Source organism: Streptomyces sp. NPDC004065 (assembly GCF_044903565.1).
Lineage (GTDB): Bacteria > Actinomycetota > Actinomycetes > Streptomycetales > Streptomycetaceae > Streptomyces.
This window is the reverse complement of the sequence record NZ_JBJDQT010000014.1, coordinates 41,605-67,468: the sequence shown is the minus strand read 5'-3', so window position 1 is coordinate 67,468 and position 25,864 is coordinate 41,605. Positions and strand designations below refer to the sequence as shown.

18 protein-coding genes are annotated in these 25,864 nt (G+C 72.9%); 6 read left to right on the top strand and 12 right to left on the bottom strand.

What is annotated here, in order from left to right:
• Positions 1-781 precede the first annotated feature (781 nt).
• Both ACI2LW_RS17075 and ACI2LW_RS17070 read right to left on the bottom strand, forming a co-directional pair.
• On the bottom strand, positions 782-1,387 hold the full coding sequence (locus tag ACI2LW_RS17075) for a GPP34 family phosphoprotein (protein WP_404731989.1): 606 nt from the start codon (positions 1,385-1,387) through the stop codon (positions 782-784).
• Positions 1,388-1,403: 16 nt separating this feature from the next.
• Complete coding sequence (locus tag ACI2LW_RS17070) at positions 1,404-3,272, bottom strand: lectin (protein ID WP_404731988.1); 1,869 nt, start codon at positions 3,270-3,272, stop codon at positions 1,404-1,406.
• Positions 3,273-3,568: 296 nt separating this feature from the next.
• Between ACI2LW_RS17070 and ACI2LW_RS17065 the strand changes: the two genes are divergently transcribed.
• Complete coding sequence (locus ACI2LW_RS17065) at positions 3,569-6,622, top strand: glycoside hydrolase family 3 protein (RefSeq protein ID WP_404731987.1); 3,054 nt, start codon at positions 3,569-3,571, stop codon at positions 6,620-6,622.
• Between the two features lie 389 nt (positions 6,623-7,011).
• On the top strand, positions 7,012-8,334 hold the full coding sequence (locus tag ACI2LW_RS17060; RefSeq protein ID WP_404732070.1) for a hypothetical protein: 1,323 nt from the start codon (positions 7,012-7,014) through the stop codon (positions 8,332-8,334).
• A gap of 90 nt (positions 8,335-8,424) precedes the next feature.
• On the opposite strand, the gene ACI2LW_RS17055 is transcribed toward ACI2LW_RS17060, so the two are convergent.
• Together ACI2LW_RS17055 and ACI2LW_RS17050 are read right to left on the bottom strand one after the other, a co-directional pair.
• Positions 8,425-10,062 (bottom strand): sigma-70 family RNA polymerase sigma factor, encoded by a 1,638-nt coding sequence (locus ACI2LW_RS17055; protein WP_404731986.1) that lies wholly within the window; start codon positions 10,060-10,062, stop codon positions 8,425-8,427.
• A 201-nt stretch (positions 10,063-10,263) separates the two neighbouring features.
• The gene (locus ACI2LW_RS17050) at positions 10,264-10,872 is read right to left on the bottom strand and encodes a YceI family protein (RefSeq protein WP_404731985.1); all 609 of its coding nucleotides are present in this window, start codon (positions 10,870-10,872) and stop codon (positions 10,264-10,266) included.
• Positions 10,873-11,133: 261 nt separating this feature from the next.
• Between ACI2LW_RS17050 and ACI2LW_RS17045 the strand changes: the two genes are divergently transcribed.
• The 3 genes from ACI2LW_RS17045 to ACI2LW_RS17035 all read left to right on the top strand — a co-directional run bounded on the left by ACI2LW_RS17045 (position 11,134) and on the right by ACI2LW_RS17035 (position 13,981).
• The gene (locus ACI2LW_RS17045) at positions 11,134-11,640 is read left to right on the top strand and encodes a hypothetical protein (RefSeq protein ID WP_404731984.1); all 507 of its coding nucleotides are present in this window, start codon (positions 11,134-11,136) and stop codon (positions 11,638-11,640) included.
• A gap of 485 nt (positions 11,641-12,125) precedes the next feature.
• Positions 12,126-13,721, top strand: coding sequence for an acyl-CoA carboxylase subunit beta (locus ACI2LW_RS17040; protein WP_404731983.1), 1,596 nt, complete (start codon positions 12,126-12,128; stop codon positions 13,719-13,721).
• A gap of 65 nt (positions 13,722-13,786) precedes the next feature.
• A complete protein-coding gene (locus ACI2LW_RS17035) occupies positions 13,787-13,981 on the top strand; it encodes an acyl-CoA carboxylase subunit epsilon (RefSeq protein ID WP_404731982.1) in 195 nt (64 codons plus the stop codon).
• A 258-nt stretch (positions 13,982-14,239) separates the two neighbouring features.
• On the opposite strand, the gene ACI2LW_RS17030 is transcribed toward ACI2LW_RS17035, so the two are convergent.
• The 8 genes from ACI2LW_RS17030 to ACI2LW_RS16995 all read right to left on the bottom strand — a co-directional run bounded on the left by ACI2LW_RS17030 (position 14,240) and on the right by ACI2LW_RS16995 (position 24,806).
• Entirely contained in the window at positions 14,240-14,821 is a 582-nt protein-coding gene (locus ACI2LW_RS17030; RefSeq protein WP_366024936.1) for an ATP/GTP-binding protein, read from the bottom strand.
• Positions 14,802-15,371, bottom strand: coding sequence for a DUF742 domain-containing protein (locus tag ACI2LW_RS17025; RefSeq protein ID WP_404731981.1), 570 nt, complete (start codon positions 15,369-15,371; stop codon positions 14,802-14,804). Before ACI2LW_RS17025 ends, ACI2LW_RS17030 begins: the two co-directional genes overlap by 20 nt.
• Positions 15,372-15,468: 97 nt before the next feature.
• Positions 15,469-15,882, bottom strand: coding sequence for a roadblock/LC7 domain-containing protein (locus ACI2LW_RS17020; protein WP_004983065.1), 414 nt, complete (start codon positions 15,880-15,882; stop codon positions 15,469-15,471).
• Between the two features lie 10 nt (positions 15,883-15,892).
• Positions 15,893-19,117, bottom strand: a complete 3,225-nt coding sequence (locus ACI2LW_RS17015) for a nitrate- and nitrite sensing domain-containing protein (protein WP_404731980.1) — start codon at positions 19,115-19,117, stop codon at positions 15,893-15,895.
• A gap of 399 nt (positions 19,118-19,516) precedes the next feature.
• On the bottom strand, positions 19,517-20,092 hold the full coding sequence (locus tag ACI2LW_RS17010; protein WP_190206959.1) for an ATP/GTP-binding protein: 576 nt from the start codon (positions 20,090-20,092) through the stop codon (positions 19,517-19,519).
• Positions 20,073-20,471: a DUF742 domain-containing protein gene (locus tag ACI2LW_RS17005; protein WP_019058642.1), complete on the bottom strand. Its 399-nt coding sequence runs from the start codon at positions 20,469-20,471 to the stop codon at positions 20,073-20,075. Before ACI2LW_RS17005 ends, ACI2LW_RS17010 begins: the two co-directional genes overlap by 20 nt.
• A gap of 111 nt (positions 20,472-20,582) precedes the next feature.
• Positions 20,583-20,996, bottom strand: a complete 414-nt coding sequence (locus tag ACI2LW_RS17000) for a roadblock/LC7 domain-containing protein (RefSeq protein ID WP_005479910.1) — start codon at positions 20,994-20,996, stop codon at positions 20,583-20,585.
• 9 nt (positions 20,997-21,005) lie between these two features.
• On the bottom strand, positions 21,006-24,806 hold the full coding sequence (locus tag ACI2LW_RS16995; RefSeq protein ID WP_404731979.1) for a nitrate- and nitrite sensing domain-containing protein: 3,801 nt from the start codon (positions 24,804-24,806) through the stop codon (positions 21,006-21,008).
• 604 nt (positions 24,807-25,410) lie between these two features.
• Here ACI2LW_RS16995 and ACI2LW_RS16990 point away from each other — a divergent pair.
• Entirely contained in the window at positions 25,411-25,599 is a 189-nt protein-coding gene (locus ACI2LW_RS16990; protein WP_404731978.1) for a hypothetical protein, read from the top strand.
• Positions 25,600-25,864: the final 265 nt, after the last annotated feature.

Here is a 25,864-nt window from a genome sequence, read left to right as displayed (position 1 = left end):
CCGGCGGGCGGCCGCGTCCGCGCGCGCCTGGCCCGCCGTCCGCGCGCACCCGCCCGCCGTCGCCAACCGTCCGCGCCCGCCGGGCGTCGGCGGGCGTCCGCCCGTGCGCGGCGGTGGGCGGCCGTCCGCGTGCGCCCGGCCCGACGTCCGCCGGCGCCCGCCTGCCGCGGCCTGCCGCCGACGGCCGCCCGGCGTCGGCAGGCGTCCGTTCAGGTATGGCGGGGACGGCCGCCCGCGGGCCCCGGCGCGGAGGTCCGCCCGCGCACGGGCCGGTCGGCAGCCCGCGACCACCCGGCGCCAACAGGCGCCCGCCTGCCGCGGCCTGCCGCCGACGGCCGCCCGGCGCCGGCAGGCGTCCGTTCACGTACGGCGGTGGGCCGTCGCCCGCGCGCCCCGGCGCGGACGGCCGCCCGCACACGGCGGCCGGGCGGCCGTCCGCCCCTGCGGGCCCGCGGGCCACAGGCCACGCGCGGGTCACGGGTCGCGCCCGCGGGCCACAGGTCTGGCGCGCGGGCCACGGGCCGGGCATGCGGGCACGGGCCGGGCATGCGGGCTACGGGTCGGGCGCGCGGGTCACCGGCCGGCATGCGGACCACAGGTGGGCACGCGGGCCACCGTCCGGGCGCGGGCCGCGGGCGGGCAGGTCACGGGTCGCGCCCGCGGGGCGCCGGTCGGGGGCGGCGGCGCGGGGCGCTGTCCGGGGGCGGCGGCGTGCCGGGTCCGGACGGTGCACGCGGCTAAGGCCCGGGCGTCACGGCGCACGCGGCCACGGCCGCGTCCGTCACGGTGCCCGCCAGATGTTGTCGAAGGCCGCGTCCTCGATCCGCCGGCGCTGCCGCACGGCCTCCAGCTCCGTCACCGCGTCGTTGACGGCGGCGACCACGGTCACCAGGGCGTCGTCGTCCGGCTGGTCGACCTCCTCGCCCGGCTCCGCCCCGACACCCACCGCCGCGGCCAGCGAGACCAGCACCGGCTCGCGGGCCGCCCAGCGGTCTGCCGCCGCGCGCCGGGCGGGCGAGTCGGCCGGCTCCCGCCGGGCGGCGCGCCGGGGCATCCAGCGGTGGCGCCGGCCGGTGAACAGCCCCTCGGCGTCGAGACCGGAGACGTACGCCTCGGCCAGCCCGCGGCCCCGCCGCCACAGCCACTCCTCCACCGTCTCGTAGGGAGCCAGGCGGACCAGCGCCGCCCCCGCCTCGTCCAGCAGCGGGTCGCCCGTGGCCGGCCGCGCACCCGGCACGATGCGCTCGCCGTCGAGGACGACGTGCCCGCCCGCCAGCAGATCGGCCAGCTCGGCCCCGGCGAGCGCGAGCGACAGGTCGCCCTGCTCGACGGGGCGCGCGGCCGGCACGTCCAGGGTGACGATCAACAGGTCCCGCGGTGTGCTCATGCGGCCTGACGTTACGTCACCTCAGCTGCCACTTCTGGTTGGCCGCTCCGGTGCACGACCAGATCTGCGCCCGGGCGCCGTCGGCCGGGGAGTTGCCGGTCACGTCCAGGCACTTGTCGGCGGCGAGGTTCACCACGTCACCGGTGGAGGCGTTGTACGACCACTGCTGGGCGCCGGTGCCGTTGCACTCGTAGAGCTGCACCTTCGCGCCGTCGCCCGTCGCGCCCGAGGTCACGTCCAGGCACTTGCCCAGCGCCCGGACCGGCCCGTCGTCCTGCACGGTCCACTGCTGGGCCGCCGTGCCGTTGCAGTCGTACAGCTGCACGGCCGTGCCGTTCGCGGACGAACCGCCCGCCACGTCCAGGCACTTGCCCGCGAGCCCGGTGAACGCCCCCGAGCGGCTGCCGCCGCCCGACTGCGTCCCGGACCAGGTGAAGGTGGCCGACGTCCGGGCCGGAAGGGTGTAAGTGGCGTGCTGCGCGCCCCAGTCGATGGTGAGGGTCCTGGCCGCGGTCGCGCCGTTGTACGCGATCAGCGCCTTGCCGCCGTCCGGGTTGCGCCAGGCCACGTTCGGCAGCGAGGCGGACGCGGTGGAGGCGATGCGCCGCGCGCCCGGGCGCACGAACTTCGTCAGATGTCCCATGTCGTAGTACTCGACGGTGTAGTCCACCTGGCCGGAGCGCGCGTCGCCGTTGTGCACGGTGATCAGCCCGGTGCAGGTGCCGCAGCCGCCGTTGTGCGGCCCCCTGTCCTGGTCCACGGCCAGGGACCACTTGGTCACCGACTTCGCCCAGTTGCGGGTGAAGTCGACGATGTCCAGCATGTCCTGGCGCTGCTGGTCGGCGATCCAGGTACCGCCGGAGTGCTCGGTGCCGAAGGCGTCCAGCCGCGGGTACTGGTTGTGCACGCCCGTCTGCCGGGTCACGTCGCCGCCGTAGCCGTGCCAGGCGACGCCGCCGAAGTCGGGGTGGGTGCGGATCGCCGCGTCGTCCACCGTCTGCGCGGCGTAGGAGTCGTAGGTGTCCCAGTTCCAGTCGTGGGCCAGCACCTTGGCCGGCAGGCCCGCGGCCTGCAGCCTGGGCAGCAGCTCGCTCCTGGTGAAGTAGGCGAGCCCGGAGGCGTTCCAGCTCATCGACGGGTAGCCGGAGCAGCACGTCGGCTCGTTCTGCGCGGTCACGTACGACACGGGCACGCCCTGGTCCCGGTAGGCCTGGAGGTACTTCACGAAGTACGCGGCGTAGGCCCCGTAGTACTCGGCCTTCAGCCGGCCGCCGTTCAGCTGACCGCTGTCCTTCATCCAGGCCGGGGCGGTCCACGGCGAGGCCATCACGGTCAGGGACGGGTTCAGCGCGAGCGCCTGCCTGGTCAGCGGCACCACGTCCGCGAGGTCGTGCGCGATGGAGAACCTCGCCAGGGCGGGATCGCTCTGCCCGGCCGGCACGTCGTCGTAGGTGTAGCCGTAGCGCGCCAGGTCCGAGGCGCCCATCGGGTTGCGCAGGAACGACAGCCCGATGCCGTCGGTGGGGGAGAACAGCTTGCGCAGCGTGGCGTCGCGGGTGGCCGGGGACAGCGCGCCGCTGCTGTTCATCAGCCAGGCGGCGGTGTCGGTGAAGGAGGCGCCGGCACCGGTGAAGGTCTGGTAGCGGGTGTTCTCGTCGACGGTGATGTGCTCGCCGCCGCCCGTGCCCGAGGAGCCGAAGGCGAACGGCGCCTGGGGCTCGAGGCCGCGGACCACATGGCGTCCGCCGGAGTCGTCGGTGGTGGTCAGCCAGACCGTGACCTGTTCGCCGGCCGCGTGCGCCGGCGTCGGGCCGTAGACGCTCAGTCCGGCCGTGGTCAGCAGCCCGGCCAGCAGCAGCCGGGCCGCGCGCAGGGGTCTTCTCATGGAACGCCGCCCTTCATGAGGTGGGGGATGGGGGCGTGCGAGCCGTGAGTAAAGGACGGCTTCGTGTACGCGTCAAGGGGGTTCGCGTTCAGAAGCCGAAAGGACGGCGGGCTCGATCCGGCCGTCGTACGCCTGTGTACCGCTTCCGGCGTGAACTCTTGACGGGTCGTCGGGGCGCCAGTTAACTCACGGCGTGATCTAAGTCATGAGATGAGTGCGCGTCGTCCATGAGCCACAGCGTCCACGAGCCGCCGCGTCCACGAGCCCGCCGCGTTCACAGAGTCGAGGGAAGGTCCATGCGAAGAACCGCCCTGCTCGCCTCCGCCACCCTGCTCACCGCCCTGATCCCGCTCGCCTCCGCCGCACCGGCCGCCGGCACCGGCACCGGCACCGGCACCGGCGCCGGCGCCGCGGACCCGGCCCCGGCACCCCTCGACCGCTTCGAGGGGGAGGTGCCCTTCGCGAACCAGCCCGCGGAGGGCATCTTCACCTGGGGCGGCGACGCCGACGACCCGCCCGCCCTCCGCCTGGCCGGCCGCGCCGACGCCCCCGAGGGCGCCAAGGTCCTCGAGGGCACCTACGACATCAGCGGATACGGCGGCTTCACCCACGACTTCGCCGCCGGCCTGCCGGCCCACGACTGGTCCGGCCGCAAGGGCATCCGCTTCTGGTGGGAGGGCCAGGACAACGGCCGGAAGGTCGCCTTCGAGATCAAGGACGGCGGCGCGAACGGCGAGGCGTCCGAGCTGTGGACGACCTCCTTCACCGACGACTTCAGCGGCTGGAAACAGATCGAGATCCCCTTCACCGACTTCACCTATCGCACGGACTACCAGCCGGTCGGCGGCATCGACCACGTCCTCGGCCTCACCGGGATGTGGGGGTACGCCATCACCCTCCCGGCCGGCACCAAGGGCCGCTTCGCCATGGACGGCGTGGAGCTGTACGGCAGGGCCGATCAGTCGGCACGGGCCTTCGTCACCACCGACGCGCCCGTCCACGCCGTGCGGGAGGGCGCCACCGCCGCCGTCCGGATCACCCTCGCCACCACCGGCGCGGCCCCCGTCGACGAGCCGGTCACCGTCGCCTACGGGACGGCCGCGACCGGCACCGCGCGGCCCGGCGAGGACTACACCCCGGTCTCCGGCACGCTCACCTTCCCCGCGGGCACCGCCTCCGGCGCCTCGCGCACCGTCCGGGTCCCGACCCTGCGGGACCGGTCCGCGGAGCCCGCCGAGACGATCCCGCTCCGGCTCACCGTCACCGGCGCCAAGGCCCCGGCCGAGACCCCGCAGATCGTCGTCGACGCCCACGGCCTGCCGTACCTGGACACCAGGCTGCCGGTGAGGAAGCGGGTCGCCGACCTCCTCGCGCGCATGACCCTGGAGGAGAAGGCAGGCCAGATGACCCAGGCCGAGCGCGGCGCGATGTCCGCGCCCGGCGACATCACGGCGTACGCCCTGGGCTCGCTGCTGTCCGGCGGCGGCTCGACGCCGACGCCCAACACCCCGCAGGCGTGGGCGCGGATGATCGACGACTTCCAGCTGCGGACCCGGGCCACCCGCTTCCAGATCCCGCTGATCTACGGCGTGGACGCGGTGCACGGGCACAACAACCTGGCCGGCGCGACGATCATGCCGCACAACATCGGCATCGGCGCGACCCGCGACCCGGACCTGGCGCGGCGCACCGGCGCGGTGACCGCGGCCGAGGTCCGGGCCACCGGCGTGCCCTGGGACTTCGCCCCCTGCCTGTGCGTGTCCCGCGACGAACGCTGGGGCCGCGCCTACGAGTCCTTCGGCGAGGACCCCGCCCTGGTCCAGTCCATGGAGACGGTGATCCAGGGCCTCCAGGGCCGCGCGGACGGACGCGACCTGAGCCGCCACGACAAGGTGCTCGCCACCGCCAAGCACTACGCCGGCGACGGCGGCACCCGGTACGGCTCGTCCACGACCGGCACGTACACCGTCGACCAGGGCGTCACCGAGGTCACCCGGCGGCAGCTGGAGGCCGTCCACCTCGCGCCGTTCCGGACGGCCGTCGACCGGGGCGTCGGCTCGGTCATGCCGTCGTACTCCTCGCTCGACATCGCGGGCGACGGGCAGGGCCCGGTGCGGATGCACGCCCGCGCCGACATGATCAGCGGCGTGCTCAAGGGGCGGATGGGCTTCGACGGCTTCGTCGTCAGCGACTGGAACGCCATCGACCAGCTTCCCGGCGACTACGCGAGCCACGTCCGCACGGCGGTGAACGCGGGCCTGGACATGATGATGGTGCCGTACGGCTACAAGGACTTCAGCACCACGCTCGTCGACGAGGTGAGGGCCGGCCGTATCGGCACGAAGCGGATCGACGACGCGGTCGGGCGCGTCCTGACGCAGAAGTTCCGGCTCGGTCTGTTCGAGCACCCGTACGCGGACACCCGCGGCGCCGCGGGCATCGGCTCCGCCGCGCACCGGGCGGTGGCCCGGCAGGCCGCCGCCGAGTCCCAGGTGCTGCTGAAGAACGCGGGCGGCGTGCTCCCGCTGCGCAAGAGCCAGAAGGTCTACGTCGCCGGGTCCAACGCGGACGACCTCGGCAACCAGACCGGCGGCTGGACCATCACCTGGCAGGGCGCCTCCGGCACCCACACGCGGGGCACGACCATCCTGCGCGGGCTGCGCAACGCCGGGGGAGACGTCACCTACTCCAAGGACGCCTCCGCGCCGACCGCCGGCCACGACGTCGGCGTGGTCGTCGTCGGCGAGACCCCGTACGCCGAGGGCGTCGGCGACGTCGGCAACGGCCACGACCTCCAGCTCCCGGCCGCCGACCGGGCCGCGGTGGACAAGGTGTGCGCGGCCATGAGGTGCGCGGTGCTGATCGTCTCCGGGCGGCCGCAGCTGATCGGCGACCGGCTGGGGCGGATCGACGCCCTGGTGGCCTCCTGGCTGCCGGGCACCGAGGGCGACGGCGTGGCCGACGTGCTCTACGGCCGGCGGCCCTTCACCGGCCAACTGCCCGTGACCTGGCCGAAGTCCGAGGCGCAGCTGCCCGTCAACGTCGGCGACCGGGTCTACGACCCGCAGTTCCCCTTCGGATGGGGCCTGACCACCCTGACCAGGGTCCCGGCCGGTGGCACGGCGACGCTCAAGGCGCTGGCCCGGGCCGCGGCCGCCGCTCAGCGGGCGCACGCCGGCCGGGCGGGCCGCGCCCTGGTCACCGAGGCCCGGCTGATCGTGCAGCGGAAGGCGGGCGAGCACATGAGCGCGGCGGTGGCCAAGCCCTTCGCCGACGCGGACCACCTGCTGCTCACCGGACGGTACGGGGCGGCGGTGGAACGGCTCACGGCGGCGTACCGGGCCGCCTGACCGGAGGCCGGCCGGGTGTGGGAGGCGCACCGCGCGGGGTACTCGCGGGGTGTGCCTCCCCTCGACACGAATGACCGCTTTCGCTCATATCCGGGTAGTTTTTCCTCATGACGGCCGTCGCCCCGACCCCGGCCTCCGGCGCCCCCCGGACCGCTCGGACCGCTCGGACTTCCCCGCCCACCCGCGTCTCCCGCGTTTCCCGCGTTTCCGGCGAGACGCGGGCCCGGCCGCGCACGGGGGCGCCGTGCGCGGCACGGACGGCCCGGACCGGACGGGCCCACCGGGCGTCCGCCGCCCTGCGGGGCCAGCGGGCGTCCACGGCCCTGCGGGGCTCCGTCCGGCTGCCGGCTGCCCTGAGGGGCTCCGCCCGGCTGCCGGCCGCCCTCGTGATCGCCGTCGTGATCGCCGTCGTGGCCCTGCTGTCGGCCGGCGTGCCGCGGGCACAGGCGCAGACCGGCATCGACACGGTCGCCGCGGCGCTGCGCAAGAGCCCCGTCTACGTCGATCCGGCAGCCTCCGGGCAGTTGTCCGCCGCCGACGCCGACACGTTGGCCCGGAGGATCAAGGACGCCGACAAGCCGCTGTTCATCGCCGTACTGCCCGCCGGCTACCCCACGAAGAACCTCTTCACCGACCTGCGCACCGCCACCGGCGTCACCGGCGCCTACGCCGTCCGCCTCGGTGACCGCTTCGACGCCCGCGCCGACTCCTCGGTGCTGCCCCGCACCGCCGTGCGCAACCTCGTCGGCAGCGTCCAGGGGGAGGACGCCAAGGCCCAGCTCACCGACTTCACCGACCGGGCCCTGGCCAACATGGGCGGCTCGGCGCCCGCATCCTGGGGCACCCCGGGCCACGGCAGCGGGGTGTCCGGCACGGCGCTGATCACCGCCGGGGCGGTGCTGGTGGCCGGCGGAGTGGGCGCCTACGCGCTGACCCGGCGCAGCCGGCGCCGCAGGGCGGCCGAGCAGCGCGCCGCCCTCGACCGGCTGCGGGTCGTCGTCGACGAGGACATCACCGCCTTCGGCGAGGAGCTGGACCGCCTCGACTTCCACCCGGCCGAGCCCGGCGCCGACGACGCGATGCGCGCCGACTACGAGCGGGCGCTGGACGCCTACGAACAGGCCAAGCAGTACATGGCGCAGGCCCGCCGGCCCGAGGACGTGCGCGCCGTCACCGAGGCGCTGGAGGACGGCCGCTTCTCGCTCGCCCAGCTCCGCGCCCGCCGGGAGGGCCGCCCGCTGCCCGAACGCCGCCCGCCCTGCTTCTTCGACCCGCGCCACGGCCCCTCGGTCGCCGACGTCACCTGGACCCCTCCGGGCGGCGCCCCGCGCCAGGTCCCGGTCTGCGCCGCCGACCGGGTCCGCATCGCCGAGGGACGCGAGCCGGCCGTCCGCGAGGTCGACACCGACCACGGCCGCCGCCCCTACTGGGACGCGGGCCCCGTCTACGGCCCGTGGGCCGGCGGCTACTTCGGCGGCGGCCTGCTGCCCGGTCTGCTGGTGGGCACCCTGCTGGGCAACGCCATGGCCGCCCCGGCCTACGGCGCCTACTACGGCGACGGCTACGGCGACTTCGGCGCCCAGGGCGGCTACGAGGGCGGGGACGTGTCGGGCGGCGACTTCGACCCGGGTGACTTCGGCGGCGGCTTCGGCGACTTCGGGGGCGGCGGCGACTTCGGCGGCGGGGGAGGTGACTTCGGCGGCGGGTTCTGACCCCGCCCGGCCGCACGGGCCCGGCCGCACCACCCGCACCGCGGTCCGTCCGCCCGGCGTCCGCCCGCCCCGCCGTACGCCCGCCCGTGCTCACATCCTGGTGCCGAAGTCCTGCGTCCACCACGGCCCGCCCGAGCCGTTGTGGACCCCCACGCCGATGTTCTTGAAGGCGCAGTTGAGGATGTTGGCGCGGTGGCCGGGGCTGTTCATCCAGGAGTCCATCACCGACTCGGGGGTCTGCTGGCCCTTGGCGATGTTCTCCCCGTACGTGGACCAGCGGTAGCCCGCGGCGGTGATGCGCTGCCCGGGGTCCTTGCCGTCGGGGTTGGTGTGCTCGAAGAAGTCGCGGGCGGCCATGTCGTCGGAGTGCGCCTGGGCGGCGGCCTCCAGCTGCGAGTCCTCCGTCAGCGGGCCGCAGCCGGCGTTCGCCCGCTCCTTGTTCACCAGCGCCACCACCTGCGCCACGGTGCCCGCGGGGGCGGACCGGCCCGGCGCGGTGGCGGACGGCCGCGGCGCCGGCCGGGACTGCCGCGCGACCGCGGGCGCGCTGCGCGCCGTGCGCGGACTCCTGGAGGCGGCCGGGCTCTTCGAGGGGGACGGCGAGGCGGACCTGGACGCGGAGGCGGAAGGGGACGCCGAGGCCGAGGGGGAGGGCGGCGCGGTGGAGGCGGGCGCCGCGAGGTCGGTGAGCGGCGTGTCGTCCGGGGAGGCGTCGGCCGTGGTCTCGCGCCCGTCTCCCGCGCCGGGACCGGTGCCGAAGTACCACACGCCGCCGGCCAGGCAGGCCGCCGCGACCGCACCGGCGGCCACCCGCCGCCGTACGCGCCGGCGCCTGCGCGCCGCCTCACGGGACCGGGCCCGTCCGCCGGCCGGGCGGTGCCGTGCCGCCCGCCCGGAACCGCCGGACCGGGACGCCGAGCCGGCCGGGGCCCAGCCGGACTCCGGCCGCACCGACGACAGCAGCGCGGCGGGCACCGGCACCAGCGCCAGGCCCGCGAGCAGCCCCTCGGCCGGCATCAGACCGCTCCACAGGCCCGCGCAGCGCACGCAGTCGCGGGCGTGCCGGGCTATGCGCTTGCGCCACAACGCGGAGGGCCGGCCGTCCCAGGCGGCGAGCGTCTCCCGCAGCTCCTCGCACGGCGGCCGGGCGTCCAGCGCGCGCACCACCACGCGGGCCGTCTCCAACTGCGCCTTCATCCGCTGCACCCGGACCGCGGTGTGCTGCGGCGACAGCTTCAGGGCGGTGGCCACCTCCGCGCGGGTCAGCTCACCGGCGCACTCCAGCCACCACAGCGACAGCAGGCCGCGGTCCTCCGGTTCCAGCCAGCGCGTCGCCCGGGCCGTCTCCTGACGCTGCCCCGACAGCTGCAGCCGCACCATGGTCAGGTCCACGAAGTCGGCGCCCGGGTCCGCGACCTCGCCCGCCTCCTCGACGGCGCCCGGTGCGGACCGCCGGTCCTGCCAGTGGGCCCGGACCCGGTTCACGGCGATGGCGACCAGCCAGGAGCGGAAGCTCTCCGGGGCGCGCAGACCGCCGAGCCCGTCCAGGGCGCGCAGCATGGTGTCCTGCACCACGTCGTCCACGTCCACCGAACCGTTCAGAGCCCTGCCCACGATGTTGTAGACGAGCGGGAGGTGCGCGCTGACCAGGGCGTCCTGAGCGGCCGGATCGCCCTCGCGGGCAGCGGTCACCAGGGCCGCCACGTCCACCGTGTGCTGTGTGCTCATAGGAGAGGTTCCCCGTCTCTTGACTCCGGTCGATGATGTCCGATGCCTGGGAGACCGCCGTAGGCACACCGGATAACAGTTCTTCGGACGCCCGATCGAAAAAACTGCCGCCGGGCATGGCGAAGCGCCCGCCCTTCCCGATACGGGGCGAAGGGCGGGCGCGTTCAGCGACGGGGGAGCCGCGGCGGGGCCGCGGACGGCTCACGCGTTCTTGATCGCGGAGATGTCGAAGTTCAGCTTGATCTTGTCGGAGATCAGCACGCCGCCCGTCTCCAGCGCGGCGTTCCAGGTCAGGCCCCACTCGGAGCGCAGGATCTCGGCCTTGCCCTCAAACCCCACGCGCTCGTTGCCGAAGGGGTCCTTGGCGGCGCCGTTGAACTCGAGGTCGATGGTGAGCGGCCTGGTCACCCCGAGGATGGTGAGGTCGCCGGTGATGCGGTAGTCGTCGCCGCCCAGCGCCTCCGCCTTGGTGGAGCGGAAGGTCATGGTCGGGAACTCCTCCGTCCGGAAGAAGTCCGCGCTCTTGAGGTGGCCGTCGCGGTCGGCGGAGCCCGTGTCGATGCTGTCCATCTTGACGTCGAGCGTGGCGGTGGACCTGGCCGGCTCGGCGCCGTCCAGGTGCAGGGCGCCGGTGAACTCGGCGAACGCGCCCTTGACGTTCGTGACCATCGCGTGGCGGGCGGTGAAGCCGAGGGTGGAGTGCGCCGGGTCGATGGTGTAGTCGCCGGTGAGCGCGGCGAGGTCGGGGGACACGGCGGCGGGGGCGGCGGTGGTCTCGGGGGTGTCGTTCTTGCGGCCGAAGATGCCCATGATGTGCTCCTTGAGGACGGACGGTCACCCGGCGCGGCGGTCGGCGCGCCGAGGATGTTGAATATTCAATCAGTACAACACCGACGACCGTAGACCTATTCCGTTCGACTTTCAACATCATGCGGGTGTGTCCCGCGACGCGCCCGCACTCTTCGCGTCCGCCCCCTTCCGGACGCGCGTAGACCTCGGGCACCATCTCCCGTGCACCACCTGCACAGCCGCCCCACAGGAAGCACGGCCAACCGCAGGAAGGGTTCCCCCATGCACGTAACGAAGGCCCGCGCCGCCCTCACCGCCCTCGCCCTCGTCGTCGCCCCCGGTGCCGCCGTACTCGGCACCGCCACCGACGCCTTCGCCGTCACCAAGATCAGCCACGCCACGGCGACCTCGATGTTCCGCCAGGTGGGCATCACCTGGTCCTCCTCCGGCAACTGCTCCGACCGCAACAACTCGACCTGTACGTCCTTCGAGCAGCTCAACCTCCCCACCGCCCAGGGCGCCCAGACCCTCAAGCGGGCCAGCGGCTGCGCGCTCAACATCACCGGCGGCACCGAGACCGGCCACGCCTCCGGCACCTACTCGCACTGGAACGGCTACAAGCTCGACTACGGCAAGAACACCTGCGTCACGAGCTACATCAAGAACAACTTCGCCTACATCGGCCTGCGCGGCGACGGCGCCCCGCAGTACCGGTCCGGCTCCGGCAACGTCTACGCCGACGAGGGCAACCACTGGGACGTCCTCTACTACAACTGCGGCGGCTGCTGACCCGCCCGCCCCGCCCGCCGGACGCCATGACGGGGCATCAGCCCGAGTGACGCGCCCGGCGGGCGGGCCCCCTGTGCGCCGTCCGGCGGACGGGCCCCGCCCGCCCCGCCCGCCGGCCCCTCGCGCATCCACCCGTCCGGCGGGCGGGTACGGTGGGACCGCTCCTCCGGGCTCCCGGGCTCCCCGGCCGTCCGTCCGGACGTGCCGGACGCGTTCGGGTGCCGCGCGCCGGCGACACCGCCGGGGTGGTGCCGCACACCGCCGTCCGGGTCTGTGTGTCACTCCGTGGAGGGCATGTGCCACCCGCGATTGTGCGCCGGCTCTCACCCGCTGACTTTGTGTGACTTCTACAACGCCGAAGCCCCCAGAGCAGTCGGAAAGGCTGCAAGGCCCTGTGGTTCTGTTCAGGGGTACCAGGAAAACGGGCCGGAGACTGTACGGAGTCGACGGCTCGCTTTCCTTGGTGTCCTTCGTAAGGTCACTACATGACCGTTTTGGAAGAGACGACGGGTGAGCCGACCGGCGAGCCGACGGACGCCCGCGGACGGGTCGCCGAACTGCACGGAATCCGTGCGCAGGCGGTGGCGGGTCCGAGCGAGAAGGCGACGGCGGCACAGCACGCCAAGGGCAAGCTGACCGCGCGGGAGCGGATCGAGCTGCTCCTGGACCCGGGGTCCTTCCAGGAGGTCGAGCAGCTGCGCCGGCACCGGGCGTCCGGTTTCGGGCTGGAGGCCCGCAAGCCGTACACCGACGGTGTGGTCACCGGATGGGGGACGGTGGAGGGCCGTACGGTCTTCGTGTACGCCCATGACTTCCGGATCTTCGGCGGTGCGCTGGGCGAGGCCCACGCGACGAAGATCCACAAGATCATGGACATGGCCATCGCGGCCGGTGCCCCGCTGGTGTCGCTCAACGACGGCGCCGGCGCCCGTATCCAGGAGGGCGTCAGCGCGCTGGCCGGCTACGGCGGCATCTTCCAGCGCAACACCAAGGCGTCCGGTGTCATCCCGCAGATCAGCGTGATGCTGGGCCCGTGCGCGGGCGGCGCGGCCTACAGCCCGGCGCTGACGGACTTCGTGTTCATGGTCCGCGAGACCTCGCAGATGTTCATCACCGGCCCGGACGTGGTCAAGGCGGTCACCGGCGAGGAGATCACGCAGAACGGGCTGGGCGGCGCGGACGTGCACGCCGAGACCTCCGGTGTCTGCCACTTCGCCTACGACGACGAGGAGACGTGCATCGCCGAGGTGCGCTACCTCCTGTCCCTCCTCCCGCAGAACAACCGCGAGAACCCGCCCCGGGTGGAGTGCTCCGACCCCGTCGACCGCCGCTCCGACGTCCTGCTGGACCTGGTTCCGGCGGACGGCAACCGGCCGTACGACATGGCCAAGGTCATCGAGGAGATCGTCGACGACGGGGAGTACCTCGAGGTCCACGAGCGCTGGGCGCGGAACATCATCTGCGCGCTCGCCCGTCTGGACGGCCAGGTCGTCGGCCTCATCGCCAACCAGCCGCAGGTGCTGGCCGGTGTCCTCGACATCGAGGCCAGCGAGAAGGCGGCCCGTTTCGTGCAGATGTGCGACGCCTTCAACATCCCGATCGTCACTCTGCTGGACGTACCCGGCTTCCTGCCCGGCGTGGATCAGGAGCACGGTGGGATCATCCGGCACGGCGCGAAGCTGCTGTACGCCTACTGCAACGCGACCGTGCCGCGGATCTCGCTGATCCTGCGCAAGGCGTACGGCGGTGCGTACATCGTGATGGACTCCCAGTCCATCGGTGCGGACCTGACCTATGCGTGGCCGACCAACGAGATCGCCGTGATGGGCGCGGAGGGCGCGGCCAACGTCATCTTCCGCCGGCAGATCGCCGACGCGGAGGACCCCGAGGCCATGCGCCAGAAGATGGTCAAGGAGTACAAGGCCGAGCTGATGCATCCGTACTACGCCGCCGAGCGCGGTCTGGTGGACGACGTGATCGACCCCGCGGACACCCGCGAGGTCCTGGTCAGGTCACTGGCGATGCTCCACAGCAAGCACGCCGACCTGCCCTCCCGCAAACACGGCAACCCCCCGCAGTAACCGCCGTAACCAGGCGGACGTGCCGCGGCAACCCCGCGGAACCCTCAGCGACGGAGACTGAACTCATGGACATGCCCGACATCCGCGTCGAGAAGGGCCACGCCGAGCCCGAGGAAGTGGCCGCCATCACGGCCGTCCTGCTGGCCCGCGCGGCGGCCCGCCCCGCCGACACCACCCCGTCCCACCGCGGCCGCGCCAAGGCCGGCTGGCGCCGTCTGGAGCGGGAGAACGGCTTCCGCGCTCCGCACAGCTGGCACTGACCCCGCGACCGCGAAGGGGGCCACCCACCCGGGTGGCCCCCTTCGTCGTCGCCCGTCCGCTGCCGTGCCCCGGTCGGCGCCCGGGCTCCGTCCGCTGGCCGTGCTGCGTCCGCTGCCGTGCCGAGTCCGGCCCTCCGGTCCGTACCCCGTCCGGCCCGACGGCGAAGGGCGCTCTCCCGGTCCGGCCGGGAGAGCGCCCTTCGAACTGTCCAGGAATGCCCCGGGGCGCGGCGGTCCGCCGCGCCGGCCGCGGGCGCCCTACCGCAGACGTGCCATCAGCGCGTGTTCCACCAGAGTGATCAACGCCGACTTGGCGTCGGCCCGGTGGCGGGCGTCGGTGGTGATGATCGGGGTGTCCGGGCCGATCTGCAGCGCCTCGCGGACCTCGTCCGGGGAGTAGGGCTGCTGGCCGTCGAAGCCGTTGAGGGCGATGACGAAGGGCAGCCCGCTGTTCTCGAAGTAGTCGACGGCCGGGAAACAGTCGGCCAGGCGCCGGGTGTCGACGAGCACCACCGCGCCGATGGCGCCGCGGACCAGGTCGTCCCACATGAACCAGAAGCGGTCCTGACCGGGCGTACCGAACAGGTACAGGATCAGGTCCTGGTCCAGGGTGATACGGCCGAAGTCCATGGCCACGGTCGTCGTGGTCTTGTCCCCGGTGTGGGTGAGGTCGTCGATGCCCGCCGAAGCAGACGTCATGACGGCCTCCGTGCGCAGCGGGTTGATCTCCGAGACGGCGCCGACGAACGTGGTCTTGCCCACGCCGAAGCCGCCCGCCACCACGATCTTCGCGGAGGTGGTGGAGCGGGAAGGACCGCCGCTAGAGCTTGCGAAGTCCACTGAGCACCCTTTCGAGCAGTGTCACGTCTGGCTGGCCACCGGCGTTCTCGTCGCCGCCGGGCTGATGGATGGCGACCAGGCCCGCCTCCGCCAAGTCGGCGACGAGGATCCTGGCCACGCCGAGAGGGATCGTCAGCAGGGCCGAGACCTCGGCCACCGACTTGATCTCGCGGCACAGATTGCAGATCCGCTGATGCTCGGGCAGCTGGCCCTGCATCTGGTGCGGCTGCGCCGTGGTGTGCACCAGCGCCTCGATGGCGAGCTGGTACCGCGGCCTGGTGCGGCCGCCCGTCATGGCGTACGGGCGGACCAGGGGATTGTTCGACGCCCCCGCGGGCGCCGGCTCAGGGGTGCGTCGCTGCGGCTGCACCGGCTGGATGCGCGGCGCCGGCGGCTGGTCGTACGGCGAGGGCCCGGGGCCCTGCGGCGCGTACGGCTGCCGGTGTCGGGGCGCGGAGGGGTAGCCGTAGCGGTTCGCCGAACCGTCGCCCTGACCCTGGGCAGGGCCGTACGACCAGTTGCCCGATGAACCGTTTGGGGGTGTTGCCACTTTCTCTCCTCCTCCGACTGCGCCGGGCACCCAACCCTGTGGAAGCCGCGTCCCGAAACCTTACGGCCCCGGGACGCCAAAACGCACCGTCTGTCTTCTAGTTGAGAAGGCTGCCCTGCAGTTCCGCACGGAGGTCCGGGGTGAGGACCGTACCCGCGCGGTCCACCAGAAGGGCCATCTCGTACCCAATGAGACCGATGTCCGCCTCGGGGTGTGCGAGAACCGCGAGCGAGGACCCGTCGGAGATGGACATGATGAACAGGAATCCCCGCTCCATCTCCACAACCGTCTGGTTCACGCTGCCGCCCTCGAAGATGCGCGAGGCGCCGGCGGTCAGCGAGGTCAGACCGGAGGCGACGGCCGCGAGCTGGTCGGCGCGGTCGCGGGGAAAGCCTTCGGACATCGCCAGAAGGAGTCCGTCGGCGGAGACCACCACCGTGTGGGACACCCCGGGGGTGTTGTCCACGAAGTTGGTGATCAACCAGTTCAGGTTCTGTGCCGCCTGGCTCATCGGGCTCACACTAACGCTCCTGGTTGTAGGTGCTGTCAGGACCGAAGCCCTGGCCGTTCTTTTCACTTCCTGCGCTGCGTCCCCGCTGGACGCCCCGGCGCAGGTTGCTCAGCCTGCCCCTGACGTCCTCGGGGGCGCGGGAGACCTGTGGGCCGCCCTGCGGGGTCGATTCCGCGGTGCCCTCGACCAGATTGGCCTTGGGTACCCGCCGCGGCAGGCCGGAGGAGGTCACTCCGCCCGCCTTGGGCTTCCGGAGCTGCGCGGCCTGCTGCCAGCGCTCGTCGTTGGCCGAGCGCCAGCCGCTGTCGCCGTTGCTCTCCGGAGAGTGGGCCGCCGCTTCCCGGTTCACGGGCTGCGCGCCGTTCGAACCGCCCGCGAGGGGTCCGCGGCGGGGCAGCCCGGCGTCGGTCAGCTCGTGGTCTGCGGAGGAGGCCGGACCCGGATGGTCGAAGCCTACGCTTTCCCCGCCGGTCGCGTCAGCGGCCCGGGCGGATTCCGCTTGCGGAGCGTACTGGTCCGGGTAACCGCCCCGGTAGCCGTCGCCCTGCGGCCAGTCGTCCTGGTAGGGCTGCTCCTGGAAACCGGCGTAGGTGTCCGTCGCCGCGGCGTGCGCCGACGCGGGCTCCTCCTGGGCCGGCTCCGCATACGCGGGGTCGGGGTAGCCGCCGTTGGACGAGTAGGCGCCGTTCTGCGGCAGGCCGGCGTCCGGGGCGTAGTACGACTCCTCGTACGACTGCTGTTGCTGCTGGTCGTACGACGCCTGCTGCGGCTCCTCGTACGCGGACTGCCGGTCGTACCCGCCGTTGTGCTCCGGGTAGGCGCCCCGGCCGTCGTCGTAGGCCGGAGACTGCCCCTCGGGGGCGTCGGTGTACGCGGGCATCTCGGAGGTCTCGGCGGCGCCGGGCTGGCCGTGCGACTGCGCCTCCAGCGCGGCCCGGCGCTCCTCGCGCTTGAGGGAGCGGCCGACGGGGTCCAGCTCCCGGATGTCGTCGGGGACCTCGTAGCGGCTGTCGTCGAAACCGAGCTCCGCGGCCGTGCGCATCGGCTGGCCGAAGTTCTCGCCCGGGAACTGCTGCTCCGGGATGATCTGCGAGACCGTGAACTCGTCGCGGTCCAGCGCCTGCTCGCCGCCGCCGCCGTGGGTGATCGCGTCCGGCAGCATGACCAGCGAGGTGGTGCCGGCCTGCTCGCCGGAGGGCCGCAGCTGGACGCGGATGCCGTGCCGGTCGGCCAGCCGGCCGACCACGAACAGGCCCATGCGCTGGGAGATCGCCACGTCCACGGTGGGCGGGTTGGCCAGCTTGTGGTTGATGTCCGCGAAGTCCTCGGCGGTCAGGCCGATGCCCTTGTCGTGGATCTCGATCATGACGCGGCCGTCGGGCAGACGGGTCGCGGTGACCCGGACCTTGGTCTGCGGCGAGGAGAACGTGGTGGCGTTCTCCAGCAGCTCGGCCAGCAGGTGCACGAGGTCGGTGACGGCCCGGCCGTGGATCTCGGCCTCGGGGACGCCGGAGAGCTCGATGCGCTCGTACTGCTCCACCTCGGAGGAGGCGGCGCGCAGCACGTCGACCAGCGGGACCGGCTGGTCCCAGCGGCGGCCCGGCTCCTCGCCCGCGAGGACCAGGAGGTTCTCGCCGTTGCGGCGCATACGGGTCGCCAGGTGGTCCAGGCGGAAGAGGTTCTCCAGCTGGTCCGGGTCGGCCTCGTTGTTCTCCAGGTCGGTGATCAGGGTCAGCTGGCCCTCGATCAGCGACTGGTTGCGGCGCGAGAGGTTGGTGAAGATCGCGTTGATGTTGCCCCGCAGCAGGGCCTGCTCGGCGGCGAGCCGGACGGCCTCGCGGTGGACCTGGTCGAAGGCGCGGGCGACTTCGCCGATCTCGTCGGTGGAGGTGATCGGGATCGGCGCGACCCGGGTGTCGACCCGGCCCGGGTCGGTGCGCGAGAGCTGGTCGACCAGCATCGGCAGGCGCTGCTCGGCGATGCCGAAGGCGGCGTTGCGCAGCTGGCGCATCGAGCGGCTCATCTGGCGGGCCACCAGGCCGGCCAGGATGAACGCGGCGAGCAGGGCGACCAGGACGACGGCGCCGGTGATGATCGCGGACTGCTTGGCGTCGTCGGCGATGCCGGAGGCCTCGCTCACCGCCTTGTCCGCCATGTCCGACTCGATGGTGCGGTAGGCGTTGAACTTGAGGGTGTTGACCGCCCACCAGTTCTCCGGGGTGACGCCCTTGCGGGCGAGCGCGGCGCGGTAGGCCGGGTCCGTGCCCTGCAGCCTCGCCACGGCGCCGATCATCTTGGTCGGGTCGGACGGCGGGGCCACGTAATCGGGGTTCTTGGCCTTGGCCTGCTGCACCATCGCCGCGGCCTGGGCCTGGATGTCCTTCTTCTGCGCGTCCAGCTTGTCCGCGTCGCCCTGGGTGCCGCCGCCGATGTACTCCTCGGAGGCGATGCCCTCCAGGTAGGCGTAGGAGGACAGGGCCACCCGCTGGCTGGCCAGGTTGCCGTCGTCCGGGCCGGGCTTGACCAGGATGTGCATGCCGATGGACCGCTCCAGCGACAGCGCCGCCTTGGTCAGCGACATCGCGTAGACGGTACGGCCGTAGGAGGTGATGTTTCCGGTGCCCAGGCCCAGCTCGTTGGCGAACTCCATCAGCGGGTGGGCGACCTGGACGTAGCCCTCCTCGGTCTGCACGCCGGTCAGCTTGGAGCTGTAGGCGGCGGCCCGCAGGTTCTGCAGCCCGGGCTCGGCCTCGCGGAACAGCTTCAGCCGGCGCTGCAGGCCGGGCTTCTGCGGCATGCTCTGCGCGGCCTGGTCGAAGGCGTCGGCGGCCTTGTCGGTCTCCCGCCGGACCTGGGTGACGGTCGGGTCGTTCTGGCCCTTGCCCTGCAGCAGCGGTGCCGCCGAGACGTCCCGCTCGTTGTAGAGGGCGTCGGCGTAGGTCAGCGAGGCCCGCACCAGACGCGCGGTGTTCTCGGCGTCCTGGGCGTCCTGCCAGGTGTCGATCGAGCTCTTCACCTGGAAGCCGCCCATGACCAGGCCGACCAGCACGGGTATGAGCAGAATCGCGTTCAGCCTGGTCGGCACCCGCCAGTTGCGCGGGGAGAGGCGGCCACCGCTCGGGGCGGGAGCGGCCGTCGTCTCCGAACCGGGCACATGTGCGGGCGCCGCGCCGCGCGGCGGCGGGGTGAAGTTGCCCCGGGCCGACGGCTCGGGGCCGTTCTTGCTTCGCCTCACTCGACCAACAACCTCTCGGCGGTCGGCACCAACGTTGTGCCGCAGTGTCTCAGAGCCCAGTACGCCTCGACTGTGGAGTACGTCTTTGACTAATGGGCAGTTCAGGCATTCCAGCACGTCAGCATGCGCTCTTCCAAACACTGGAAACCGCTGGATCCCAGGGATGTAAGCCCCAGATAAAACGGTCATAAAGAGCGAGCCGCGTCAAATGGCGGGCGGATTGTGCGCGCAGCGACACCGGGTGTGCGCGACGCGTGGCCGCCCCACCCGACTTCTCTGCCGAAACGTTATGAACACCGAGGCCGGCCGTGTCAAAGGACACAGCCGGCTCCGGTGCATCTACGACAACTGCCGTATGGCATTGCCGACTTGGGTGCTATGTGCAACGTCTCCGGGGAATTACCGCAGACGTGCCATCAGCGCGTGTTCCACCAGAGTGATCAACGCCGACTTGGCGTCGGCCCGGTGGCGGGCGTCGGTGGTGATGATCGGGGCGTCCGGGCCGATCTGCAGCGCCTCGCGGACCTCGTCCGGGGTGTACGGCTGCTGGCCGTCGAAGCCGTTGAGGGCGATGACGAAGGGCAGCCCGCTGTTCTCGAAGTAGTCGACGGCCGGGAAGCAGTCGGCCAGGCGCCGGGTGTCGACGAGCACCACCGCGCCGATGGCGCCGCGGACCAGGTCGTCCCACATGAACCAGAAGCGGTCCTGACCGGGCGTACCGAACAGGTACAGGATCAGGTCCTGGTCCAGGGTGATACGGCCGAAGTCCATGGCCACGGTCGTCGTGGTCTTGTCCCCGGTGTGGGTGAGGTCGTCGATGCCCGCCGAAGCGGACGTCATGACGGCCTCCGTGCGCAGCGGGTTGATCTCCGAGACGGCGCCCACGAACGTGGTCTTGCCCACGCCGAAGCCGCCCGCCACCACGATCTTCGCGGAGGTGGTCGCCCGGCCTCCGTCAGAGCTTGCGAAGTCCACTGAGCACCCTTTCGAGCAGCGTCACGTCCGGTGCGCCGCCGTTGTTCTCGTCGCCGCCCGGCTGGTGGATGGCCACCAGGCCGGCCTCGGCGAGGTCCGCGACGAGGATCCGCGCCACGCCGAGCGGCATGGCGAGCAGGGCCGACACCTCGGCCACCGACTTCACCTCACGGCACAGATGGCAGATCCGCTGGTGCTCCGGTAGCAGTCCCATCAGCGCTGCCGGGTCGGCCGTCGTGCTGATCAGCGCCTCTATGGCGAGCTGGTAGCGCGGCCGGGTCCGGCCGCCGGTCATCGCGTACGGACGGACCAGCGGCTGGTCGCCCTCGTCCCCGTACGGCTCGGCGTACGGATCATGAGAGGCGGTGGGCGGGGTCATGAATCCTCCGGGCGGGACAGCAAGTCGTTCGGGCTAGCCGTCTGACGGGGCCGGTGGGGGGATTGTGGCGGCCGGACGGTGATTTGGTGAGACGGGTGGTACCGGGGCCTGTCAGTGGAGCAGACTGCCTTGTAGTTCGGCGCGCAGGTCGGGAGTGAGCACCGCGCCCGCGCGGTCGACCAGCAGCGCCATCTCGTAGCCGACGAGGCCGATGTCGCACTCGGGATGGGCGAGGACCGCGAGGGACGACCCGTCCGAGACGGACATCAGGAAGAGAAAGCCGCGCTCCATCTCGACGACCGTCTGCGCCACGTCGCCGCCCTCGAAGATCCGGGAGGCCCCGGCGGTCAGCGAGGTCAGACCGGACGCGACGGCCGCGAGCTGGTCGGCGCGGTCGCGGGGAAAGCCTTCGGACATCGCCAGAAGGAGTCCGTCCGCGGACACCACGACGGTGTGGGACACCCCCGGGGTGTTGTCCACGAAGTTGGTGATCAACCAGTTGAGGTTCTGTGCCGCCTGGCTCATCGGGCTCAACTAACGCTCCTGCTGGTGAGTGGGGCTGGGGAAACTGCCCGTCTGGCCTGTACCGGCCTGACGACCCTGTGCGATGCCCCGACGGAGATTGGTCAGCCGGCCGCGTACGTCATCGGGCGCACGCGAGACCTGCGGACCGCTCTGGTGCTGTTGCTGCTGAGCCGTGCCCGGGACGAGGTTCGCCCTGGGCACCCGGCGCGGCAGGCCGGAGGTGGTGACGCCGCCCGCCGCCGGCTGCCGTACGCGCTCGGCCTGCCGGACGAGTTCGTCGTTCGGCGAGCTGCGCCAGGCGGGGGCGGTGGACTGGGCGCTGCGCTGGGGAGCCGGAGGCTGCGAAGCCGCGGGGGGCTGCGGCTGCTGCTGGGCCGGAGCCGAGCCGCCCGCCTGGTTCCGGCCACCGCGGAACCAGTTGGTCTCGAGGGTGTCGTACAGCGGCGTCCGTCCGTCGCCCGGGCCCGTGGCCGGCGGCAGCGCCTCCGGCTCGTGCCGGACGGGACGCTGCTGCGGCTGCTGCTGCGGCTGCTGCGGCACCGGCCGGCGCGCGGCGCCGAAGTCCGCCGGCCCGCCTGCCTGCGGCCGCTCGAACTGCCCGGTGGACGACGGGTCCTGACGGCCCGGCAGGGCGTGCCGGCCGGTGCTGGACTGGTCGTGCCCGGGCTGCGCGAACTGGCCGGTGGAGCCGTTGTCGTAGCCCTGCGGAACCGGGAACTGGCCGGTGGAGCCGTTGTCGTAGGCCTGCGGGGCCGCGTACTGGCCCGGGTGCGCCGGGCCGCCCTGCGTGCCCGGACCGAAGACGTCCGGGCGGGCGAACTGGCCCGTGTTCTGGCCGGCGCCCGCGCCGGAGCCCGGGTACTGGCCGTTGTCCCGGCCGCCGCCCGCGCCCGTGCGCGGGGCGTCGAAGCCGGACCGCGGGTGGGCCGGGCCGTCCGCCGCCGGGATGGCCGGCATCTCCGCCGTCGCTCCGGGGCCCTGGTGCTCGTCGATCCGCGGCATGCGCGAGGTCTGCGTGGCGTCCCGCTCGTCGTGGCCGCGCGGGGCGTCCATTCCGGAGCGGCCCGCCGCGTTCTCGTCGCCCCAGCCGGAGTTGCCGCCCGGCAGCTCCGCCCGGGCCCCGCCGCGCGGCGACAGCTGGGCCTGCCGGCCCTGCTCGCTGCCGTTCGCCCGCTGCGGGGGCACGGCGCCGCGCGCCCCGCCGAAGGTGTCCTGACGCCGGCCGTCGCCGAAGTTCTGCTGGGGGGCCTGGCGCGGGCCGTCGTTGAAGCCCTGCGGGGCGCCCGCCCCGGCCTGGAAGCCGCCCGGCGCACCCGGCGCCTGGCCGCCGAAGCCGGCGCCCGCGCCGGCCGGGGCCTGCCGGCCCTGCTGCTGCGCCGGACCCTGCGGCCCGCGTGCGGCGCCCGGACCGGCCGGACGGCCGCCGTTGCCGGGCAGCGCGGCCCGCGGACCCTGGCCGGCGCCGACCTGGCCGCGCGCGGCGGAACCGGCGCCGAGCCGGTTGGCCCCGCCCTGCGGGGAGCCGGCGCCGAGGGCGCCGCCCGCCTGGCCGGCCTGACGGCGCGCCGCGGCCGCGCCCGCGGCGGCGGCGGCCGCCGCCGGACCGCCCGCGGAGGGGGCGCCGGGCTTGCCGGCCGTCGGCTTCTTGCCGCCCTGGGCGACGTCCACCGGCAGCATGACGAGGGCCGTCGTACCGCCGGAGTCCGACGGGCGCAGCTGGATGCGGATGCCGTGGCGCTGCGAGAGGCGGCCGACCACGAACAGACCCATGCGCCGGGAGACGGAGACGTCCACGGTGGGCGGCGAGGCGAGCCGCTCGTTGATCGCCGCGAGGTCCTCGGGGGACAGACCGATACCGGTGTCGTGGATCTCGATCAGCACCCGGCCGTCCGGCAGGGCGTGACCGGTGACCTTGACCTTGGTCTGCGGCGAGGAGAAGGAGGTGGCGTTCTCGAGCAGCTCGGCGAGCAGGTGCACGAGGTCGTTGACGACGCGGCCGGCGACCTCGGTGCTCGGCACGGCGGCCAGCTCGATGCGCTCGTACTGCTCCACCTCGGACGCGGCGGCGCGGAGCACGTCGACCAGCGGGACCGGGCGGGTCCAGCGCCGGCCGGGCTCCTCACCCGCGAGGACGAGGAGGTTCTCACCGTTACGGCGCATACGCGTCGCGAGGTGGTCGAGCTTGAACAGCGAGGACAGCTGGTCCGGGTCGGCCTCGCGGGACTCCAGTTCGGAGATCAGCGACAGCTGGCGCTGGATCAGACCCTGGGAGCGGCGCGAGAGGTTGGTGAACATCGCGTTGACGTTGCCCCGCAGCAGGGCCTGCTCGGCGGCGAGGCGGACCGCCTCGCGGTGCACGTCGTCGAAGGCCGCGGCCACCTGGCCGATCTCGTCCCGGGAGTGCACACCGACCGACTCCACGGAGGTGTCCACGTCCTGCGGGTCGGACTCCGACAGCTGCTTGACCAGCTCGGGCAGGCGGTCGGAGGCGACCTTGGTGGCGGTCTCCTGGAGCCGGCGCAGCGAGCGGATCATGGAGCGGGCCACGACGAAGGCGCCGACCAGCGACACGCCGAGGACGATCAGGATCAGCGCACCGGAGATGATGGCGTCGCGCTCGGTGGCGTTGCGCAGCTGGCGGGCCTTCTGCTCCATCTCCTCCAGCAGCGTGTGCTCGATGCGCTTCATCTGCTCGAGCTTGGTGGAGCTGTCGTCGACCCAGTCGCGGTAGGAGCGCTTGTCCAGGGACGCCAGACCGTTCGGGCTGTCCAGGACGCGCTTGGCGTAGGTGTCCGCCGCCAGGATGGTCGGGTTGCCCTCCTCGATGGGCTTGATCAGCTCCTCGGCGCCGTCGCCGTAGATGTTGCGGAAGCTGCTGAGCTCGGAGGTCTGGCTCTCCTGCGCCGAGTCGGCGTACAGGCGGTCGTTCTCGGAGAGGCGGCCCGGCGAGGTGTTGTTGGCGGGCAGCGCCGCGGCGATCACGGCACGCTGCACCGAGGCGTACTCCTTGGCGGCGGAGAAGGCCGACAGGGCGCGGGTGCGCTGGATCATCTCCGGGTTGCTGGTCGCCTCGGCCATGTCCTGGGAGAGGCTGAGCAGCTCGGTGATGAGGCGGTGGTAGGCCTCGACCGTCTGGGTCGAGTTGTCCTTGGACTCGTACGCGTTCTTGCGTATCTTGCCGAGGCCGTTGATCTCGCTGGCGAGGCCGACGAGGGTGTCGCGGACGCCCTGGAGGTTGCCGTCCTTGCTCGCCGCGTCGATTTCCTCGGACGTGTTGAGGAAGTTCTCCTTGGCCCGGTCCGTCTTGTCCCGGTAGCCCTTGACCGTGATGGCGCTGGCGCTGGAGGGGTGCGCCAGCGGGCCGGCCGACTGGTCGCGCTCCTCCTGGAGCGCGGCGGCCAGCTCGGTGGCCTGCTTGGTCATGTCCGTCAGCAGCTTCATGTTGTCGAGCTGCTGGATGTCGTCCATGTTCTGGTTGATGCGCAGCGCGCCGAGCGAGGTCGCGGCGACCACCGGGAGCGCGAGCAGCGACACCAGACGCGTGGAGATGCGCCAGTTGCGCAGGGCCATGCGCGAGCCGGGACCCAACGGGGCCGGATGCCTGGGCGGCCTGGCCGCCGGAGCGGAGCCCGGCGACGCCGCGGCGCCGGCCGTGCCCGGGCGCCCGGAGCGGTCCGCGCCGTCACCGGACGCGGCCGGGCCCGGGTTCTGGGCGTGCTGGGGCGAGGAGCTGACGGCCATCGGGCCAGTCCCGCCGTGCGGCTCCGGCTCCGCCGAAGCGCTGCCATCCCTCTTGAAACGTCCCTGCACTAGCGTCGCAACCTCTGGACCAGGCGCCCCTCCGCGTGAACGGAAGGACGGTGTCGGCGTAGTGGGAAACGTCCTGAAACACGCTTCCCGTGGTGGTCGTGAGTGACCGGCGCTGGTTCCCCCTATCTCGCCGCCACTCGGCGCTGCGTTGCGCCCCCTGCGCGCCGGCTCGATCCTGCGGCGGTCCGTGGCATTCCAGCACAGTGCCGGATCTCCAACAAGGCATGCGGGCCAGGCTGTGACGTCTGTTACAGCCTGTGATTAACGCGTTACCAGTTGTGGAAGGGGATCTCGTCCATAGCGGACAAATGGCCGCGAGACGGTGAGCTGCAAAGACTGTCCCAGTCGCCATGATCAGGAGCGGAATGGTGGCTTCAGGGGGTCAATGTCCGTTTCGGCGGAACGTGAGGGGGCCGAAAATTGTCCGGATTGTCGAAGCGGCCGTGAGCAAACTCACACCCGGATCACGCGCTCTTCACGTCTTCGGCCGGGAATTGAATGTTTAGCCTGACGCTTTACAGGGATGGCAAATCCGACAACCTGCGCCCACCAGGGGCCTTGACGGCCCGCCCGGCGCCCGCACACGACAAGGTCTCGTACAACCGTGAAGACGACGATGATGTTCCGCAACATAGCCAACCCCCGGCGCACGACGCTGGCGCACCTCGAGGACACCGAGGCGCTGAGCACGCCGGAGCAGCAGGAGCACTCCGTCTCCCTCCCCACCCAGACCGCCAACCCCCGGCGGACCGTTCTCATGGAGGCCCCGGTCACGGCCTCCGTCGCGGAGTAGTACGCAGACCGGCCGCCGGATGCTCACGGCGACCGCCCCGCACACGGAAGAGGATCAAGGGGCGCCCCTGGACGGGCGCCCCTTCTTCATGCCCCGCTCGGCCCGCGGGGTGCCGCCGCTCGGCCCGCGGGGTGCCCCCGCTCGGCGCCCGGGGTGCCGCTCCCTCCGCGGGGCCCCGCTCCCGCCCGAGGAGGGGACCGGGCCGCCCGGCCCGGCGTCCCCCGCGGGTGTCCGGGCCGCCCGGCCCGGCGGGAATGGGCGAGGT

Excerpts from the sequence above, each read along its gene's own strand:
- ACI2LW_RS17075 (WP_404731989.1), bottom strand. The coding sequence starts at position 1,387 with ATGAGCACACCGCGGGACCTGTTGATCGTCACCCTGGACGTGCCGGCC.
- ACI2LW_RS17070 (WP_404731988.1), bottom strand. The coding sequence starts at position 3,272 with ATGAGAAGACCCCTGCGCGCGGCCCGGCTGCTGCTGGCCGGGCTGCTG.
- ACI2LW_RS17065 (WP_404731987.1), top strand. The coding sequence starts at position 3,569 with ATGCGAAGAACCGCCCTGCTCGCCTCCGCCACCCTGCTCACCGCCCTG.
- ACI2LW_RS17055 (WP_404731986.1), bottom strand. The coding sequence starts at position 10,062 with ATGAGCACACAGCACACGGTGGACGTGGCGGCCCTGGTGACCGCTGCC.
- ACI2LW_RS17050 (WP_404731985.1), bottom strand. The coding sequence starts at position 10,872 with ATGGGCATCTTCGGCCGCAAGAACGACACCCCCGAGACCACCGCCGCC.
- ACI2LW_RS17045 (WP_404731984.1), top strand. The coding sequence starts at position 11,134 with ATGCACGTAACGAAGGCCCGCGCCGCCCTCACCGCCCTCGCCCTCGTC.
- ACI2LW_RS17040 (WP_404731983.1), top strand. The coding sequence starts at position 12,126 with ATGACCGTTTTGGAAGAGACGACGGGTGAGCCGACCGGCGAGCCGACG.
- ACI2LW_RS17035 (WP_404731982.1), top strand. The coding sequence starts at position 13,787 with ATGGACATGCCCGACATCCGCGTCGAGAAGGGCCACGCCGAGCCCGAG.
- ACI2LW_RS17020 (WP_004983065.1), bottom strand. The coding sequence starts at position 15,882 with ATGAGCCAGGCGGCACAGAACCTGAACTGGTTGATCACCAACTTCGTG.
- ACI2LW_RS17005 (WP_019058642.1), bottom strand. The coding sequence starts at position 20,471 with ATGACCCCGCCCACCGCCTCTCATGATCCGTACGCCGAGCCGTACGGG.
- ACI2LW_RS17000 (WP_005479910.1), bottom strand. The coding sequence starts at position 20,996 with ATGAGCCAGGCGGCACAGAACCTCAACTGGTTGATCACCAACTTCGTG.